At 63.4% G+C, this 15,596-nt stretch carries 14 protein-coding genes; 6 read left to right on the plus strand and 8 right to left on the minus strand.

The annotated features are described in order from the left end of the window. The first annotated feature begins 122 nt into the window (after positions 1 to 122). The 3 genes from LDL28_RS07830 (at position 123) to LDL28_RS07840 (ending at position 3,110) form a co-directional block, all read left to right on the plus strand. Positions 123 to 1,601 (plus strand): carbohydrate porin, encoded by a 1,479-nt coding sequence (locus tag LDL28_RS07830; RefSeq protein WP_370636278.1) that lies wholly within the window; start codon positions 123 to 125, stop codon positions 1,599 to 1,601. 45 nt (positions 1,602 to 1,646) lie between these two features. Further along, positions 1,647 to 2,630, plus strand: coding sequence for a phosphotransferase enzyme family protein (locus LDL28_RS07835; protein WP_233058046.1), 984 nt, complete (start codon positions 1,647 to 1,649; stop codon positions 2,628 to 2,630). Positions 2,631 to 2,927: 297 nt separating this feature from the next. Then, positions 2,928 to 3,110 (plus strand): hypothetical protein, encoded by a 183-nt coding sequence (locus LDL28_RS07840; RefSeq protein WP_233058047.1) that lies wholly within the window; start codon positions 2,928 to 2,930, stop codon positions 3,108 to 3,110. 16 nt (positions 3,111 to 3,126) lie between these two features. Here LDL28_RS07840 and LDL28_RS07845 read toward each other — a convergent pair whose 3' ends face one another. The 5 genes from LDL28_RS07845 to budA all read right to left on the minus strand — a co-directional run bounded on the left by LDL28_RS07845 (position 3,127) and on the right by budA (position 9,977). Continuing rightward, positions 3,127 to 3,546, minus strand: coding sequence for an NUDIX domain-containing protein (locus LDL28_RS07845; protein ID WP_233058048.1), 420 nt, complete (start codon positions 3,544 to 3,546; stop codon positions 3,127 to 3,129). A 147-nt stretch (positions 3,547 to 3,693) separates the two neighbouring features. Then, positions 3,694 to 5,388, minus strand: a complete 1,695-nt coding sequence (locus tag LDL28_RS07850) for an alpha-keto acid decarboxylase family protein (protein WP_233058049.1) — start codon at positions 5,386 to 5,388, stop codon at positions 3,694 to 3,696. Between the two features lie 115 nt (positions 5,389 to 5,503). Beyond that, entirely contained in the window at positions 5,504 to 7,237 is a 1,734-nt protein-coding gene (gene dld / locus LDL28_RS07855; protein WP_370636280.1) for a D-lactate dehydrogenase, read from the minus strand. Positions 7,238 to 7,431: 194 nt separating this feature from the next. Next, complete coding sequence (gene alsS, locus LDL28_RS07860; protein ID WP_233058050.1) at positions 7,432 to 9,123, minus strand: acetolactate synthase AlsS; 1,692 nt, start codon at positions 9,121 to 9,123, stop codon at positions 7,432 to 7,434. A 68-nt stretch (positions 9,124 to 9,191) separates the two neighbouring features. Beyond that, on the minus strand, positions 9,192 to 9,977 hold the full coding sequence (gene budA, locus LDL28_RS07865; protein ID WP_233058051.1) for an acetolactate decarboxylase: 786 nt from the start codon (positions 9,975 to 9,977) through the stop codon (positions 9,192 to 9,194). 230 nt (positions 9,978 to 10,207) lie between these two features. Between budA and LDL28_RS07870 the strand changes: the two genes are divergently transcribed. Then, positions 10,208 to 10,612 carry a hypothetical protein gene (locus LDL28_RS07870; RefSeq protein ID WP_233058052.1) on the plus strand — a complete coding sequence of 135 codons (405 nt, stop codon included), beginning with the start codon at positions 10,208 to 10,210 and terminating at the stop codon, positions 10,610 to 10,612. Between the two features lie 60 nt (positions 10,613 to 10,672). Here the strand turns inward: LDL28_RS07870 and LDL28_RS07875 are convergent, their stop codons facing one another. Further along, positions 10,673 to 11,017, minus strand: a complete 345-nt coding sequence (locus LDL28_RS07875; protein ID WP_233058053.1) for a chaperone modulator CbpM — start codon at positions 11,015 to 11,017, stop codon at positions 10,673 to 10,675. Further along, positions 11,014 to 11,943, minus strand: a complete 930-nt coding sequence (locus LDL28_RS07880) for a DnaJ C-terminal domain-containing protein (protein ID WP_233058054.1) — start codon at positions 11,941 to 11,943, stop codon at positions 11,014 to 11,016. Before LDL28_RS07880 ends, LDL28_RS07875 begins: the two co-directional genes overlap by 4 nt. Positions 11,944 to 12,225: 282 nt before the next feature. Here LDL28_RS07880 and LDL28_RS07885 point away from each other — a divergent pair, with 282 nt between their 5' ends. Together LDL28_RS07885 and LDL28_RS07890 are read left to right on the plus strand one after the other, a co-directional pair. Continuing rightward, the gene (locus tag LDL28_RS07885; protein ID WP_233058055.1) at positions 12,226 to 13,980 is read left to right on the plus strand and encodes a Na+/H+ antiporter; all 1,755 of its coding nucleotides are present in this window, start codon (positions 12,226 to 12,228) and stop codon (positions 13,978 to 13,980) included. A 90-nt stretch (positions 13,981 to 14,070) separates the two neighbouring features. Next, positions 14,071 to 14,436, plus strand: coding sequence for a hypothetical protein (locus LDL28_RS07890; protein ID WP_233058056.1), 366 nt, complete (start codon positions 14,071 to 14,073; stop codon positions 14,434 to 14,436). A gap of 74 nt (positions 14,437 to 14,510) precedes the next feature. Here the strand turns inward: LDL28_RS07890 and LDL28_RS07895 are convergent, their stop codons facing one another. After that, complete coding sequence (locus LDL28_RS07895; protein ID WP_233058057.1) at positions 14,511 to 15,509, minus strand: aldo/keto reductase; 999 nt, start codon at positions 15,507 to 15,509, stop codon at positions 14,511 to 14,513. Positions 15,510 to 15,596: the final 87 nt, after the last annotated feature.

The following is a 15,596-nucleotide window of genomic DNA, read 5'->3' on the forward strand; positions in this document are numbered from 1 at the left end:
ATACAACAAGGAATAGTGACGTACTATATCAATATATTGCTGTAGCAAAAAAAATCTCTTTAGTATTATTTTGCATGGCCTTAGTTTTTTTCATAATTCCCCCGTCAAGGTTTATATTAGGTATGAAATATGCTATCGATGTGCGAATGATCAGAACATTTGCCCGCTTTTTTATACCGCTGCCCCTGCTTCTTCTTGCCCTTTTCACCCTGAACAAGGCCGCCCTGGCGCAGGCCCTGCCGGGGGAAGGACAGGGTTTCGTGGGCGTACAGCCCAGCCTCAATGTCAACGCCCGACGCAATACATCGGTGCAGGATCCCGGGCAGTTTTTCAACGCGCCCTACGGCAACCAGCATCTTTTTGGTAACTGGTGGGGTGTCCAGCCCTTCCTGCTGAACCATGGCGTGCATATCGAAGCCGACGTGCATGAAGAACTGGCCGGCAATTTCCGTGGCGGCGCCAAGCAGGGCGTGACGGATGCCGGGCAGGTCGGGGTGGAAATCGACATCGACTGGAACAAGCTGGCGGGTGCGCCCAAGAATTTCTGGACCCACACCATGATCGTGAACGGTCACGGGCGTAACCTCAGCACCGACTACATCCACGATTCCCTTGGCGGCGTACAGCAGATTTATGGCGCGCGTGGCAACGTGGTCGCCCATCTTGTCTATATGTACGCCGAACAGTCCCTGTTCCATAACCGGCTCGATATCAGCGCGGGCTGGATTCCGGTGGGCAGCTTCTTCGCCGCCTCCCCGCTGTACTGCGAGTTCATGAACGTGTCGATCTGCGGTAACCCCGCGCCGGGTAAATACGTGCCGGGCGGGCGCGACTGGCCATCGGGCAACCTGGGCGTGGTGATGCGGGTCATGCCCACGGTCGATACCTATATCATGGCCAGCATGTTCGCCGTCTCGCCCCACTCCTTCAACGGCGGCATTTCGGGCTGGGCATGGGCACAGAGTGGTCTTGGCAAATTCTCCACCCCGGTTGAATTCGGCTGGCTGCCGGAATTCGGCCGCAACCATCTGGCCGGGCATTACAAGGCGGGGTACGGCTATGACAATTCGCAGTACGATGACCTGTATTCCGATATAAACGGTAACTCCGCCGTGCTCACCCACCAGCCTTTCCGCAAGCAGTCCGGTGTCAGCACCGCATGGTTCCAGGCGGACCAGATGATCGTGCGCAATGGCAAGGGACCGACCAACGGCCTGATCGCGCTGGCGGGCTACATGTACACCTCGGGCAAGATCTCGGCCATGAAGCAGCATGTCTGGGTCGGCATGATCGAAACCGGCGCGAAATGGGGCCGCCCGCTCGATACGGTGGGGGCGATGTTCCATTATTTCGAGATGAGCCGCGCCTCGGTCCTGCAACAGGAATCCTCGGTCCTGGCGGGCACGCCCTTCCTGAACAACCAGTGGGGCAGGGCATGGGGCATCCAGACGCATGAGGACGTGTACGAACTTTTCTACAACATCCACACCGCGCGCGGCATGAGCTTCCAGCCAGATTTCCAGTATATCAACCGTCCCGGCGGCACCACCACCTATCATGATGCGGCGGTGATGGGCCTGCAGTTCAACTGCCTGCTGTAACGCGCCCTTCATCCGCGCGGCGGCACGCGGTATGGCTGGCGGATCATGACCGATTCCGCCTTCCTGTACCACATGGCCCATGCCGCGCTGGCCGGATACGACCTGCGTGACGCGGGGCCTCACCTGCTTTCCATTTCAGAAAACGTCATTTTCCGGGTCGATACCGCCTGCGGGCCGCGCTACGCGCTGCGCCTGCACCGGCCGGGCTATCATACCGCCGCTGAAATCGGCAGCGAACTGGCCTGGCTTGGCGCGCTGCATGGGGCCGGGCTGGAAGTGCCGGTGCCCGTGCCCGGCCATGACGGCAGCCTTATCCGCACCCTGCCCGCGCCCGATGGCGTCACCCGCCACGCCGTGCTGTTCGCATGGATGGACGGCGCCGAGCCGACTCCGGACATCGACCCCATAGCCTTTACCCGTCTGGGCCGCGTGACCGCCCGGCTGCATGACCACAGCCGCCACTGGGCACGCCCCCCCGGTTTTACCCGCAAGGCATGGACCCCCGACACCATGACCGGCCCCCGCGCCCTGTGGGGACGGTGGGAAGCGGTTCCGGGCATGACCGACGGGGCGCATGAACTGATCGCGGCATGCCTGCGCCGGATCAATGCGGAACTGGAGGAATATGGCCGGCAACCGGAGCGGTTCGGGCTGATCCATGCCGACCTGCGGCTGGCCAACCTGCTGGTCAGCGGGGCGCATACCCGCCTGATTGATTTCGATGACTGTGGCATAAGCTGGTTCATGCAGGATCTGGCGGCGGCGCTCAGCTTTCATGAAGACCACCCTCACGCCCCCCGCTGGGTCGATCACTGGCTGCACGGCTATGCGATGGCGGGACAGGTGGCGCAGGCCGATCTGGATATTTTGCCCACGCTTGTCATCCAGCGGCGAATCCAGCTTCTGGCATGGACCGGCACCCATCGGCACACCGCGCAGGTGCAGGGCCTGGGGCCGGACTGGTTCACGCGCACGCTGGACTTATGCCACGCATGGCGGGAAGGCCGGTTGCTACGCGATATTGGCTGAACCGGGCCATCTGCGTGGCTGCGGTTCCTCCAAGTCTGGGGATTATTAGATATTTTTTAATTTGTATGGCGCGCGAAGTTCATCACATTAACTTTTGGAAATTTTGAGCAGCGGAATCGTGCTGGTGAAAAAGTTTCATGGAGCAAATTAACGTGATGAGCGGCGGCGTTTTTCAAGGCTGCCATGACTTTTATGCCTCATTCCTGACATGTATGACACGTATGGATTGTGTCGTTCGGTTAATAAGACGACCCAGCGGAGCCCGTCCCGTCCTTGGCACATAGCGGAAAAGCAGCAATGACCCCGGCAGTTGATCCCACCGCCTCCTCCCCCGCGCCCACGCCCGTCGTGGCCACGTTGCCGCTCGCGACCGATGAGGTTCCGACCCGCTCCCAGACCACGCGGATGATCTATTCCCGCCACCGTCGCGCGCTGCGGGATTATGCCCGCAAGCTCGGCACCGCAACCGAGCCGTCCTGATCCCTTAACGGGCCGTTCACCCCATCTTTCGCCGCCGCAGGGCCGCCAGTGCCTGGCGTGTGGGTGTTGTCAGCCGGTCCGGCAGGCTGTCGGGGGCGTACCAGTGCGGGCCTTCATGTTTTTCGGGCTCCATGAGACGTGGCTCCCCCTGCCATGAGGTCACCAGATAAACGGGGGAAACCCAGTGATGCCCACCCGTGGCGTCCATTTCCTCTACCAGGCAAAGCAGGTCACGCGCCTGTATGGTCATGCCCAGTTCCTCGGCTATTTCGCGCTCCGCCGCATGGGCCGTCGTCTCGTACGGATCGACCTTGCCGCCGGGCAGGCCCCAGCATCCCGCTTCCAGCCCCCGCAGGCGCCGCAACAGCAGAATCCGGCCATCCCGGTCCATGATGGCCGCGCCACACCCCACGCGCGGGCCGGTCCTGTCCGTCATTTACCTGTACTCCTGTTGTTTGAAGGCGCCTGAAACTAATGGCCTGATAAGAATAATAAAAGCTTCCCCAAAAGAAGGCTGTTCAAACAGCCTGATAAAAAAGGGGCACCCGAAGGCGCCCCACTAGCCGGAAAATGGTGTCCGGCCTTACCGCGCCACGGGCGGGCGGGCATTGGCCGTCGCCACCCGGCGGCCCCAGGAAATCAGGTCGCTGGTGCAGTCGTCACGGTCGATCACACATTCGATCAGGGTCGGCCCCTGCGTGTTCGCGAGCGCCGCGGCAATCGCCTTTTCCATTTCGGCCCCCGTGGTGGCGCGGAAGCCCCTGCCGTGTCCGTCCTCCGCGTTGAAGACGTTCATGAGCCCGGCATAGTCCCAGTTCTTGATGTTGTTGTACGGGCCATCATGAATCTGGACTTCGATGGTGTAACCCCGGTTATTGATCAGGAAAATGATCACCGGCAGGTTCAGCCGCACCATCTGGGCCACTTCCTGCGCGGTCAACTGAAAGGAGCCATCACCGATCATGGCGATGATCCGGCGTTCCGGCGCGCCCACGGCATAGCCAAACGTGGCCGGAACGGACCAGCCGATATGGCCCCACTGCATTTCCAGTTCCACGCGCGCGCCATGGGGCAGCTTCATCTGCATGACGTTGAACCAGGAATCCCCGGTCTCGGCGATGACGGATGTGCTGGTGGTCAGCAGGCCCTGAATCTGCCGGGCCATTTCAGCACGCACCAGCGGTGCGTCCGGGGCGGCGGGCGCGGGCGGCACGGCGGCGGTGTGGACGCGGCGGTATTCCACCAGCGTGGCGTCCTTTTTCGGCTGGCCTTTCAGCCGTTCGATCAGGGCTTCCAGCACATCGCGCAGATGGACGCCATCAAACGCCTTGCCGCCTGCCGCGATGTGGCGGCTGTCGAGCAGCGCGACATTGTCGCCCTTGGGCCATGCGGTCCACCCGACGGTGGAATAATCGTTGAAGACCGGCGCAAGGCACAGCACCCCATCGGACCAGTCATATATCTGCTGCGCCTTGGAACTGCTGACATCCCCCCAGTAGGTGCCGATATAACCCGCGTGGTCCTCGGGGAAGAAGCTCTTGGCCGCCGCCATGGTCGCGACCGCGCAGCCCAGCGCATCGGCCAGGCGTATGGCCACGTCCTCGCACCCTGCCGCGCGCAGGCGGCTGCCCAGCAGCAGCATCGGCTTCTTGCGCGTGGCGATGAAGCTGGCCAGTTCGTCCACCGCCAGCCTGAGTGTCGCGGCATCGGATGGCGCATCAGCCAAGATTGCGCCAACCGGGCCGGGACGTGGGCAGGGCTGCGAGGCGATATTGCACGCGATCTCGATATAGGCGGGTTTCTTCTCGCGCAGGGCGGTGCGGATGGCATGGTCGATCAGGGCCGGCGCGTCTTCCGCCGCCGTGATGGACACCGCCGCACAGGTCAGCCGCTTGGCGATTTCAAGCTGATAGGAATAGTCCGGCGTGCCGATGGTATGGTGCAGGATATGCCCGCTGCCATGGTCGTTGGAATTGGGCGCGCCCGAAATCAGGATGACCGGCAGGTTCTCGGCATAGGCCCCGCCAATGGCGTTCAGCGCCGAGAGCGCGCCGACGCTGAAGGTGACGACCGCGGCCCCCGCCCCACGCGCGCGGGCATAGCCTTCGGCGCTGAAGCCGCAGTTGAGTTCGTTGCAGCAATAGACCTGTTTCAGGCCCTCGATTTCCAGAAGCTGGTCCAGCAGGACAAGGTTATAGTCGCCCGCCACCGCGAAGTGATGGCCAAGTCCGATCTGCGCCAGACGCTCGCCCAGATAATGGCCCACTGTATATGTCATTATTGAGACTTTCCTTCCCTTGTGCGGGCGCATCGGCCCGCGCCCGCCCCCCATGGGGTGCAATGGATGGCCCGCACCGGGCCATCATGCCCGAAGCATGGCCCGGCGATGGTGCCTAGCCTACGCTTTCGGCAACCCAGTTCCGGCGCTTGGTCGCCTGGCCGATGCCCGGATTGAAACAGTTGCATGGATCAAGCTGGCGGTAATGGGCCAGTACATCATCCGGGGCGCTGTAGAGATGCCCGAAATTATGCTCCGCCGGATAGCGCGCGCCACGCCGGTCCAGCAGCGGCAGCATCCGGTGTTCGAGCGCCATGCAGTCATAGCCTTTGCGGACCACGTAGTCCTGATGCATCACATGGCACAGGAAATGGCCATAATACAGCTTGACGATGATTTCGTCCTCGATGTCCCTGGGCAGCACCTCGAACCAGTCGCGGTCATTACGCCGCAGGGCCACGTCCAGCGCGACGATGTTCTCGGTCGTGTCGGTGTGGATGTCGCGGTAGCGTATGGCCGCGCCCGCGGCGGCAAAGCGGTGCAGGAACGCCTTCGCCCCTTCATCGGGGGTGCATTCGAAGAAATCGCCTTCATGCGTTTCGAAATGGCTTTTCAGGAATTCCCGCGCTTCCTGCGCACCCGATGCGCTGACCTTGAGCATCAGGTGATGTTCGAAACGGTCCCGGTAGTCACGCATGCGCGCGGGCAGGTGTTCGGGAAAGAGATGGCTCAGGAACTGCATGCAGCGGTCGCTGAAATGCTTGGGCAGGAAGCCCAGGCGCCCCGCCACCCGGTCGAACGCGTTTTTCATGGCGAACAGCGCGGGCAGGCGTTTCGTGCCGATCAGGCGGATGATGACGAATGTGTCCTTGCCGTATTTCTCGGCAATGTTGAACGCGTCACGGTGCAGGTATTCACCCGCGATCGGCAGTTCCGCGAAAGACGACAGGATATGCCGCCGCACATCTTCCAGCACATCGGTCCCGTTGGTGCCGATATAGAACACGACGGGGTTCTTCTCCGCCTCGAACGTATCGAGGCGGACGGCGAACAGCCCCAGCTTGCCCGCGCAGCCGGAGCCTTCGTGCAGGCGGCGCAGGTCGGCGTTGTAGCGGGCGGGGGTATCGGCCTCCACATCGCGCACATGGCGGGCATAACCATCGTCATGCCCGCGCCCGGCATGCCAGTCGATGCTGGATTCGGGAAAATTGCCGGCTTCCGCGCGGGTGAGGATCTCCTCGGGGTCGGTGCCCAGTTCGATGCCGAGATGGTTGACCAGTTGCAGCTCACCCGCGGGCGAGACCTGCGCGAACAGTGCCATGTCGGTATAGGCCGGGCCACGACGCACCAGCGCGCCCCCCGAATTGTTGCTGACGCCGCCAAACACCGAAGCCCCGATGCATGACGAGCCGATGACCGAATGCGGTTCGCGCCCGATGGGCTTAAGCCTGCCCTCAAGCTGGTCCAGCGTCGCGCCGGGCAGGCAGACAACCTGCCTGCCGCCACCGATCAGGTGGATCGTGCGCATACGCATGCTGTGCACGATCACGATGTCACGGTCATAGGTATCGCCATCCGGCGTGGAGCCGCCGGTCAGGCCGGTATTGGCCGCCTGCATGATCACGATCACGCCCGCCTTCACGCAGGCCCGGAGCACGCGCCACTGCTCAACCAGCGATCCGGGCATGACCACCGCAAGCGCGCGCCCTTCCCCAAAGCGGAAGCCGCGCCGGTAGGGCAGCGTCGCCCCGTCTTCGGTCAGCACATGGGGGTGGCCGACAATGTTCCGAAGTTCCGTAACCAGTTCCGCACCTGCAGGCGATGACATGCCGTGTGCCTTGTTCAGCATTCCTTGCTTTCCTTAATGCCATGTCCCTGCCGTGCCCGCCGTTACAGGTCACACCGCGCGCAGGGAATGATGGCTGTCAGTCTGGCATGTCCGACGCCGGGGGACTTACGCATAAAATGCCGATGTCGCATGCCGGAACGGACCGGCCCGCCCGCGCGGGGGCATGGGCCGGGGTTTGCCGCCGCCGCGTTCCCTTACGCGGCGGCGGAGGTTTCGCCCAATGTGGCCAGCGGCTTCATGAGCAGGTGGTTCTGCGAATAATCGACCGGCACGGAAATCACCACCGGGCCTTCACACTCCATGGCTTCGCGCAGCGCCGCCGCCACGCCATCGGCGGAATGGACCGCGATGCCCCGCGCCCCGCACGAACGGGCGAACATGGCGAAGTCGATCGGCCCGAATTCCACGCCGGAACCACGGCCGTATTTCTTCTTCTCCTGCATCTCGACCATGTTGTAGGCCTGATCGACCCAGACCATGTGGATGAGGTTGCACTTGAGCCGCACCGCCGTTTCCAGTTCCATGCACGACATCATGAACCCGCCATCACCCGATATGGAAATGACCTTCTGCCCCGGGTTGACCAGGCTTGCGGCAATTCCCCACGGCAGGCCGACGCCCATGGTCTGCTGCCCGTTGCTGATCAGCATCTGCCGCGCGCGGAAGGACAGCAGGTAACGCGCCAGCCAGATATGGAAGGTGCCCATGTCCAGGCACATCGTGACATCGGGGGTGATGAACTGCTCAAGCTCACGCACGATGTGGAGCGGATGCACCGCCGCGTTGCTGGTGCCGCGCGCGCCCGCCAGCGCGGACAGGCGGGTGGCGTGATACTGCGCCAGGATGTCCTCAAGCTGTGGCGCGCGCGGCAGCCTGCCCGCCTGTGCCGCCAGCGCCCGCACGGTGGCCGCGATGTCCCCCACCAGTTCGACCGCCGGGTCATAATGGGTGTCGAGCTCCGCCGCCACGACATCGATATGCACGATCTGGCGGCCGTTATCGACATTCCACAGCCACGGATCATACTCGATCGGGTTGTAGCCGATGGAGATGACCACATCCGCCTCATGCAGCAACTGGTCGCCCGGCTGGTTGCGAAACAGCCCCACGCGGCCACCAAAACGGTCGGACAGTTCCTGCGACACCGCACCGGCGGCCTGGTAGGTGCCGATAACCGGCACGCCGGTCGTGGCCACCAGTGCGCGCACCGCATCGGCCACGTCGGGCCGGCTGGCCAGCAGGCCCAGCAGGATGACGGGGCGCTGCGCCCGCCGCACCAGCTTCAGGGCCTCGGCCACCGCATCGGCGGGGGCGGGGCCCGGTACGGGCAGCCTGCGCCCGGCCAGAACGCGCCCCTCCGCGGGCATGGACAGGATATCCATGGGCGTGCTGACGAAGGCCGCGCCGGGGCGACCGCTTTCGGCAAAGCGCAGGGCGTTGGCCACCACTTCGGACACGGCGGCGGGGGATGTGATTTCGGCGCTGTATTTGGTCACCGGCTGGAACAGGGAAACGGTGTCCATGCTCTGGTGGGTCAGCTTCAGCCGGTCCGCGAGCTTTACCGCCCCGCCGATGGCCAGTACCGGATCCCCTTCGGAATTGGCGGTGGCGAGCCCGGTCACGAAGTTGGACGCGCCGGGGCCGGACGTGGCGATCGCCACGCCCGCCTTGCCCGTCAGCCGGCCGATGCCACCGGCGATGAAGGCCGCGTTCTGTTCGTGCCGGGTTACGACCGTCTCGATGGGCGAGTCGACCAGCGCATCGAACAGGCGGTCCACCTTGGCCCCCGGAATGCCGAATACATGGGTCGTGCCGTGTGCGACGAGGTTGCGCACGATCATGTCCGCCCCGCACTCCGGCGGGGCCGATTGGGTCTTGTCAGTCATGATGTCTGGTTTCCTGAACGGGTTGGCCCGCAAGCCTGCGCGGGCGGTCAGGCGGGAGGGGCGTGCCCTCAGCCGCCCTCGGCCACGCGAATGGCCTCATGAATGTTTTCTGGCGACAGGTTGGCGCGCGCGAACTGTTCCGTGCGGGGAAGCTGGATTTCCACATCCGAGATCACGCCCACCTCCAGCTTGCCCTTCAGCACCGCGTAATCGGTAACATGGCCGCCGCGGCGTCCGTCTTCCGTCAGGAAATGCAGGTGGTAGCCCGCCACGTTCACGCCCTGCATGTAGCCCGGCGTGCGGAAACCCAGCATGATGCCCGCCGACGCGCCAAGCTGCATGGTGGGCTGGCGGCTGACCACATCCAGCATGGGCGGGTAGGGGCGGCACTGGCAGAACACGGTGCGTGTCTCCACACGTTCGAACAGGCCGGTAAAGCGCACGGCGGCGAACAGGTTGGGATTGTTGACAAGCTGGTCGACAATCGCCTCGAAGCCGTCTTTGTCGCGCGCGGTGTCGATCATGTATTCCTTCTCCGGGTTGAAGAAGGTGACGCAGGCGAACGGCGTCTTGAGGTCGCCCGGCACGCGCCCGGCCTGCCCGTCGGCGCGGAACTGGTGGATCACGCTGTCATTGACGATCATCTCGCCATCCAGCGCATTGAAGGTGCCCAGGCCGAAATTGCCGTGCATCAAAAGTTCGTCAAGCGTGGTCTCGCCATCGTACACCGCGTCCAGCAGGGCGGCCATGGTCGATGTCTGATACAGGCGGTTCATGCGCGGGCGCACGCCCGTCGCATCCGCCGCGCTGGACCGGGTGTCGATATCGTTCACCGCGTAGCATTTCAGCTTCATGGCCTCGGTCTCCTGCAACGGCAAGGCGCGGGGCTTCGCCCGCCACGCTTCCCGGTCATGTGGGATTGCGCAGTGATGGTGGGCTACACCGCTTCGTACGTCCAATATATATTCAAGGCTATTTCCATATATAAAAAATATGCATCTGGTGGGGATATGTCCCGCACGGCTTGCCCTTTTCGCCGCGCCTGCCATTGTAACGCCTGAAGAAAGATCAGGATGGCAAAGTAATGAAATCATTCAGCATGGCGCTTGGCGCGCTGGCCCTGGGCGGCATGATCGCCAGTTCCGGCATGGCGCGCGCCGATGAGGCCGACCCCAAGCCGCCCTATGGTCCCGGGGCCTATACCGGGGAATGGACGGCGCTGGGCCTCCAGCCCGTGACCATCAGCGCCAATCGCGCCCTTGGCCCGGCGGCGCGGCTGTACCTCCGCCTGCCCGATGCGCTGAACAAGATTACCGGGCTGACCGGCCGCACCATCGAACTCAAGGTGCATGATGACACGTCCCTGCTCTCGGTCGATGACAACCCGCGCACGGTGTTCCGCCTGGTCTCACCCAACAGCGCCGACCTGCAGATGCAGGGCGAAAAGCCGGGGCAGAAGCTGGATCTGCCGCTCAGCCGCGCGGACTGAACGAAAAAAAGCCCCCGCACCGGGCCGGGTGCGGGGGCTTTTCAGGGAAAGTGCGGGCATTCAGTCGTGCATGTGGGCGTCATGCATGCTGGTCAGGAGGGCGCGCAGCGTGCCGCGCAGTTCGTTCTCACGCGGGATGCTGATGGCCTCACGCAGGCGCAGCATCTGGCGGCGGGCGGCGTAAAGCTGGTCCAGCAGTGACAGCACCACGGGCACGCCTTCGTCATTGACGCCCATTTCATCGCGCAGTTCGATAATCAGGCGGGCACGCGCCTCGTCGATCTCACGGAAAAGATAGTGCCCGCGCGTGCCTTCGGGCCGCAGCCATTCACTGTCGATCCACCCCTGCACGTCCTCCGCCGGCACGTTGCCGATGCGCAGGCACAGGGTCTCGAGCGTGATCATGCCTTGGCCTCCCCCTGCTCCGCCGTCTCACCGGGTGTCCAGCTCTTCAGGAAGGCTTCGAGGGCGGCGTCCACCTTGCCGATGGTGACCTGGAGCTTCACGTACAGGTTGCCCGCTTCCTGCCCGCCATGCGCCTTGACCCCGCGCCCGCGCAGGCGCAGCACGCTGCCGGTGTCCGAGCCGGGCGGCACGTTCATCTTGACCGATCCCGCCGGGGTGGGAATGGTGATGCTGCCGCCCAGCACCGCCGTTTTCAGGTCCACCGGCAGCGACATGCGGATGTCATTGCCCTCACGCGTATAGGTACTGTCGGGCGCGACCGTGATGGTGATGAGCGCATCGCCCGCCGGGCCGCCCTGATGCCCCGGATCGCCCTTGCCGCGCAGGCGCAGCACCTGCCCGTCGGTAATGCCGGGCGGGATCTTGACATCCAGCGTCGCGCCCCCGGGCAGGGTGATGCGCGACGTGCCGCCATTGACCGAATCAAGAAAGCTGACGGTCAGCGCGTACTGGCGGTCGCCGCCCTTCATCGGGCCCTGCGGCCTGCGGCGGAAACCACCGCCGCCCTGACCGAACATGGTGCCGAAAATATCGCCCAGATCATCTTCCGAAAACTGGCCGCCGCCGTAATTGAAGCCCTGCGGCCCTTCCGCGTAATCACGGTAGCCGCCACCACCGCCGCCAAATCCGTAGCCCTTTTCCTGGCCGCTGGCGTCGATTTCGCCCCGGTCGAAGCGTGCGCGCTGCGCCTCGTCCGACAGCAGGGCGTTGGCGGCCCCCACGGCCTTGAAATTTTCCTCGGCCACCTTGTCGCCCGGGTTGAGGTCGGGATGGTACTTCTTGGCCAGCTTGCGATAGGCCTTGCGTATGTCATCCTGGCTGGCCGTGCGGGCTATGCCGAGTACTTCGTATGGATCCTTGCTCACTTAAAAATCATCCCTTCGTCAGGAACATGCCAGCCTGGCCACGCCACGCCCATCCCTGAACACCATGTATACAGCCTTGCGACCACTCTTCCTTCAATAATGGGAATTGGAAGCAGAAGGGTCAATGAAAGCAGGGGGAAATCTTCGGGTTACCGCTTGCGCATGGCTGACAGGAAAAAATAGCAAAGCAGAGAATTGAGAATAACATTTTTTGTATTTCTCATTCCAAGAAAAATAAACTATTTCTTGAGAATAATAGAAATATAAAAAGACCCCCTCAAGATGCATGCCGTTTTCCTCACCCTTGCATTACTGACTGTTACCGGGATCAGCAGCCTGATCTCACGCGTGGGCCGCATTCCGGTGCCGCTGCCGCTGATCCAGATCGGCGTGGGCGCGGTGGCGGCGCTCGCGGGGTTGAATATCGGCTTCGACCCGGACATGTTCCTGCTCCTGTTCATTCCGCCCCTGCTCTATGCCGATGCCTACCGCATGCCGATGCGTGAGTTCGGGGAACTGCGCAACATCATCATCATGATGGCGCTGGGGCTGGTGGTGTTCACCACGCTGGTATGCGGCTATTTCATCCACTGGCTGATCCCGCCCATCATGCTGCCCGCGGCTTTCGCGCTGGCCGCCGTCATGTCGCCCACCGATGCGGTCTCGGTCGGCAGCATGATCGAGGGGGGGCGTGCGCCCGCGCGCGTGGTGCATATCCTGCATGGGGAGGCGCTGCTGAACGACGCGTCCGGGCTGGTCTGCTTCAAATTCGCCGTGGCGGCGGCCATGACGGGGCTTTTTTCCTTCCAGCAGGCGCTGGGCAGCTTCATCTTCATGTCCGTGGGCGGCATTGTGATCGGCATCGCCTGCGCATGGGCGGCCTGCCGGGCGGAGCATGTGCTGCTGGTGCGCGGTTATGATGACCCGCCCACGCACATCACGCTGGCCATGATGCTGCCGTTCGGCATCTACCTGACCGCCGACGCGCTGCAATGCTCGGGCATCCTGGCCGCCGTGGCGGGCGGCATGACCGTGAAGTTCACGGGCGTGATGAACGAAGCCCGGACCGAAACCCGCCTGAAGGCCACAACGGTATGGGACATGGTGAACTTCACGTTCAATGCCGTGATCTTCCTGCTGCTGGGGCTGCAGTTGCCCGATCTGGTCACCGGCGGCGCGCAGATCGCGCGGGAGGGCGGCATTTCCCCGTGGTTCCTGATCCTGGCCATTGTCGGCATCCAGGTCATGATGAGCCTGATCCGTTTCGCGTGGATATGGATTTCGATCTCGGCCCGGCGGCTGTTCGCGCATTTCCGCCACCGCAAGACGGTCGTCCCATCCGCCCGCACCGTGCTGCTGATGACGGTGGCGGGCACGCGCGGGGCGATTACACTGGCGGCCGTGCTGTCACTGCCGGTGGTGACGGCGGCCGGCCCCGGCTTTCCCGGTCGCGACCTGCTGGTCACGCTGGCGGCGGGGGTCATCATCTGTTCGCTGCTGCTGGCCAGCCTGGCCATTCCGCCGCTGCTGCACGGCATGAGCGCGGATGAAAACGACCCCGCCCTGCATGAACTGGACATGATGCGCATCGAACTGGCGCAGGTCGCCATCCAGACCCTGCATGCCGAACAGACGGCGCTGGCGCAGAAGGAACTTGACGCCACACCCGGCAATGAGGAGATGGTCGACCTGAAACAGGAAGCCGTTGGCCGCCTTCTGCACGAATATCAGGACACGGTGCGCAGGCTGGACAATTCCCGCGCCGCCGAGGCCAGCATCCGCGCCACCGCCATCCGTGAAAAACGCGCCGAACTGGCCCTGCGGTTCCGGATTATCCGGCATATGCGCGAACGCCTGCACATGCGCGTGGTCGAAAAACACATCAACGACGAAACCGAGTGGACCATCAACCAGGAACTCGACTTCATCGAACAGGAACTCCAGATCGAGGCCCGTTCCCTGCCCCGCCCCGACAGCCTGCCCCCCGCGCCACCGGCCGTCGCCCCGATTGCGGGGGCGCGGACGGCCGAGGGATAGGCCCCGGCCTGCCGGCCTGACAGAACCGGATGACGGCGCTATGATCGCCCCCACCACGACACCATGACAATGACGGGAGATACAGCCTTCATGCCTTTCATCCGCACCCTGCCCATCGGGCTGTGCCTCGGCATGGGTCTTGTCATGGCGGTGTCATGCGCCCATGCCCGTTCACATCATCTGGAGGTGCACCAGCACCATCCCCACACCAATTCGCCCTACGGCTACATCCGCAATTACGAACCCGTGTACGACAAGCAGGATCCGCGCTACATCTCCGCCACACAGCGCTGCGAAACACAGTCTTCCATCGGGGCGCTGTACAACGGCAGCGGGAACAGCACCCAGGTCTCGGCGGGCAGCAGCCACAAGAAATATTTTGCCGTATGCATGGTGGAAAACGGGGCCTGGAAGGCGCGCTACGAAAGCAATGTCGGCGGCCGGATCGCCCAGTAAGAAGCTTTTTTTTCAAAAGCCTTCAGGAGACGCCGCCTTTTTGAAAAAAGGCGGCGCCCAAAAACTTTTGTTGTTCAGCGGCCCGGTGGCGCCATGAATTCCGGCCCCACGGGATCCTTGATGCAGTTACGCAGGATCGTATCGATCTCGCGCTGGTCATCGGCATCCAGATGCCAGCCACTGGCGTCCGCCACCGCCGCGATCTGGTCCGGGCGGCGCGCGCCCCACAGGGCAATGGTCGGCCCCTGATCCAGCACCCAGCGAATCGCAAGCGCCAGAAGCGACTTGCCATGCCGCTCACGCGCGAAGTCCTGCAACTGCCGCACCGCTTCCAGATACTGGGCGAAGCGTGGCGACTGGAACTTGGGGTCGGCGCTGCGCAGGTCGTCGGAGCCGAATTCCGTCCGCGCCGTCATCTTGCCCGACAGCAGGCCACGGCATAGCGGCCCATAAGCCAGAATGGCCAGGTCGTGCTGGCGGGCATAGGGCAGGATGTCGCGCTCCATTTCACGCTCGAACAGGTTATAGGGCGGCTGCACGGCGGACAGGGGGGCGAACGCGCGGAACGCCTCCATCTGCTCCACGGTGAAATTGCTCACGCCAAGGGCAAGCACCTTGCCTTCACGCACCAGTTCTTCAAGCGTGCGGGCGGTTTCCTCCATCGGCACGGCGGAGTCCGGCCAGTGAACCTGATAGAGGTCGATGTAATCGGTGCGCAGGCGACGCAGCGAATCCTCGACTTCCCTGCGGATGCGCGCGGCCGACGTATTGCGGAAAGGCTTGTGGTCCGCCTTCCAGTCCAGGCCGACCTTGGTTGCGATCGCCACCCTGTCGCGCCGCCCCTGAAGGGCCTGGCCCACGATTTCCTCCGAATGGCCAAAACCGTAAACGGGCGCGGTATCGACCAGCGTGATGCCCAGTTCAACCGCTTCGTGAATGGTGGCGATGGCCTGCTGGTCATCCGGGCCGCCCCACATCCAGCCACCAATGGCCCATGTGCCCAGGGCGATGCGTGATACGGGATGTTTCAGGCCACGGATCGTGGTGGTTTCCATCATGGACGTTTCCGTCATGAAGTTTTCTCCCTGTCTGTACATTTGGTCATGGCGGATATTTTCCCCGCGGGCCTGACTGTGCCACAGCATGGGCGCCCATGTTAC

It is taken from the genome of Komagataeibacter sp. FNDCR2 (assembly GCF_021295395.1).
Classification (GTDB): Bacteria; Pseudomonadota; Alphaproteobacteria; order Acetobacterales; family Acetobacteraceae; genus Komagataeibacter.

Coding starts and splice junctions, on each gene's coding strand:
- LDL28_RS07830 (WP_370636278.1), top strand. CDS start 123: ATGAAATATGCTATCGATGTGCGAATGATCAGAACATTTGCCCGCTTT.
- LDL28_RS07835 (WP_233058046.1), top strand. CDS start 1,647: ATGACCGATTCCGCCTTCCTGTACCACATGGCCCATGCCGCGCTGGCC.
- LDL28_RS07840 (WP_233058047.1), top strand. CDS start 2,928: ATGACCCCGGCAGTTGATCCCACCGCCTCCTCCCCCGCGCCCACGCCC.
- LDL28_RS07845 (WP_233058048.1), bottom strand. CDS start 3,546: ATGACGGACAGGACCGGCCCGCGCGTGGGGTGTGGCGCGGCCATCATG.
- LDL28_RS07850 (WP_233058049.1), bottom strand. CDS start 5,388: ATGACATATACAGTGGGCCATTATCTGGGCGAGCGTCTGGCGCAGATC.
- dld (WP_370636280.1), bottom strand. CDS start 7,237: ATGCTGAACAAGGCACACGGCATGTCATCGCCTGCAGGTGCGGAACTG.
- alsS (WP_233058050.1), bottom strand. CDS start 9,123: ATGACTGACAAGACCCAATCGGCCCCGCCGGAGTGCGGGGCGGACATG.
- budA (WP_233058051.1), bottom strand. CDS start 9,977: ATGAAGCTGAAATGCTACGCGGTGAACGATATCGACACCCGGTCCAGC.
- LDL28_RS07870 (WP_233058052.1), top strand. CDS start 10,208: ATGAAATCATTCAGCATGGCGCTTGGCGCGCTGGCCCTGGGCGGCATG.
- LDL28_RS07875 (WP_233058053.1), bottom strand. CDS start 11,017: ATGATCACGCTCGAGACCCTGTGCCTGCGCATCGGCAACGTGCCGGCG.
- LDL28_RS07885 (WP_233058055.1), top strand. CDS start 12,226: ATGCATGCCGTTTTCCTCACCCTTGCATTACTGACTGTTACCGGGATC.
- LDL28_RS07890 (WP_233058056.1), top strand. CDS start 14,071: ATGCCTTTCATCCGCACCCTGCCCATCGGGCTGTGCCTCGGCATGGGT.
- LDL28_RS07895 (WP_233058057.1), bottom strand. CDS start 15,509: ATGACGGAAACGTCCATGATGGAAACCACCACGATCCGTGGCCTGAAA.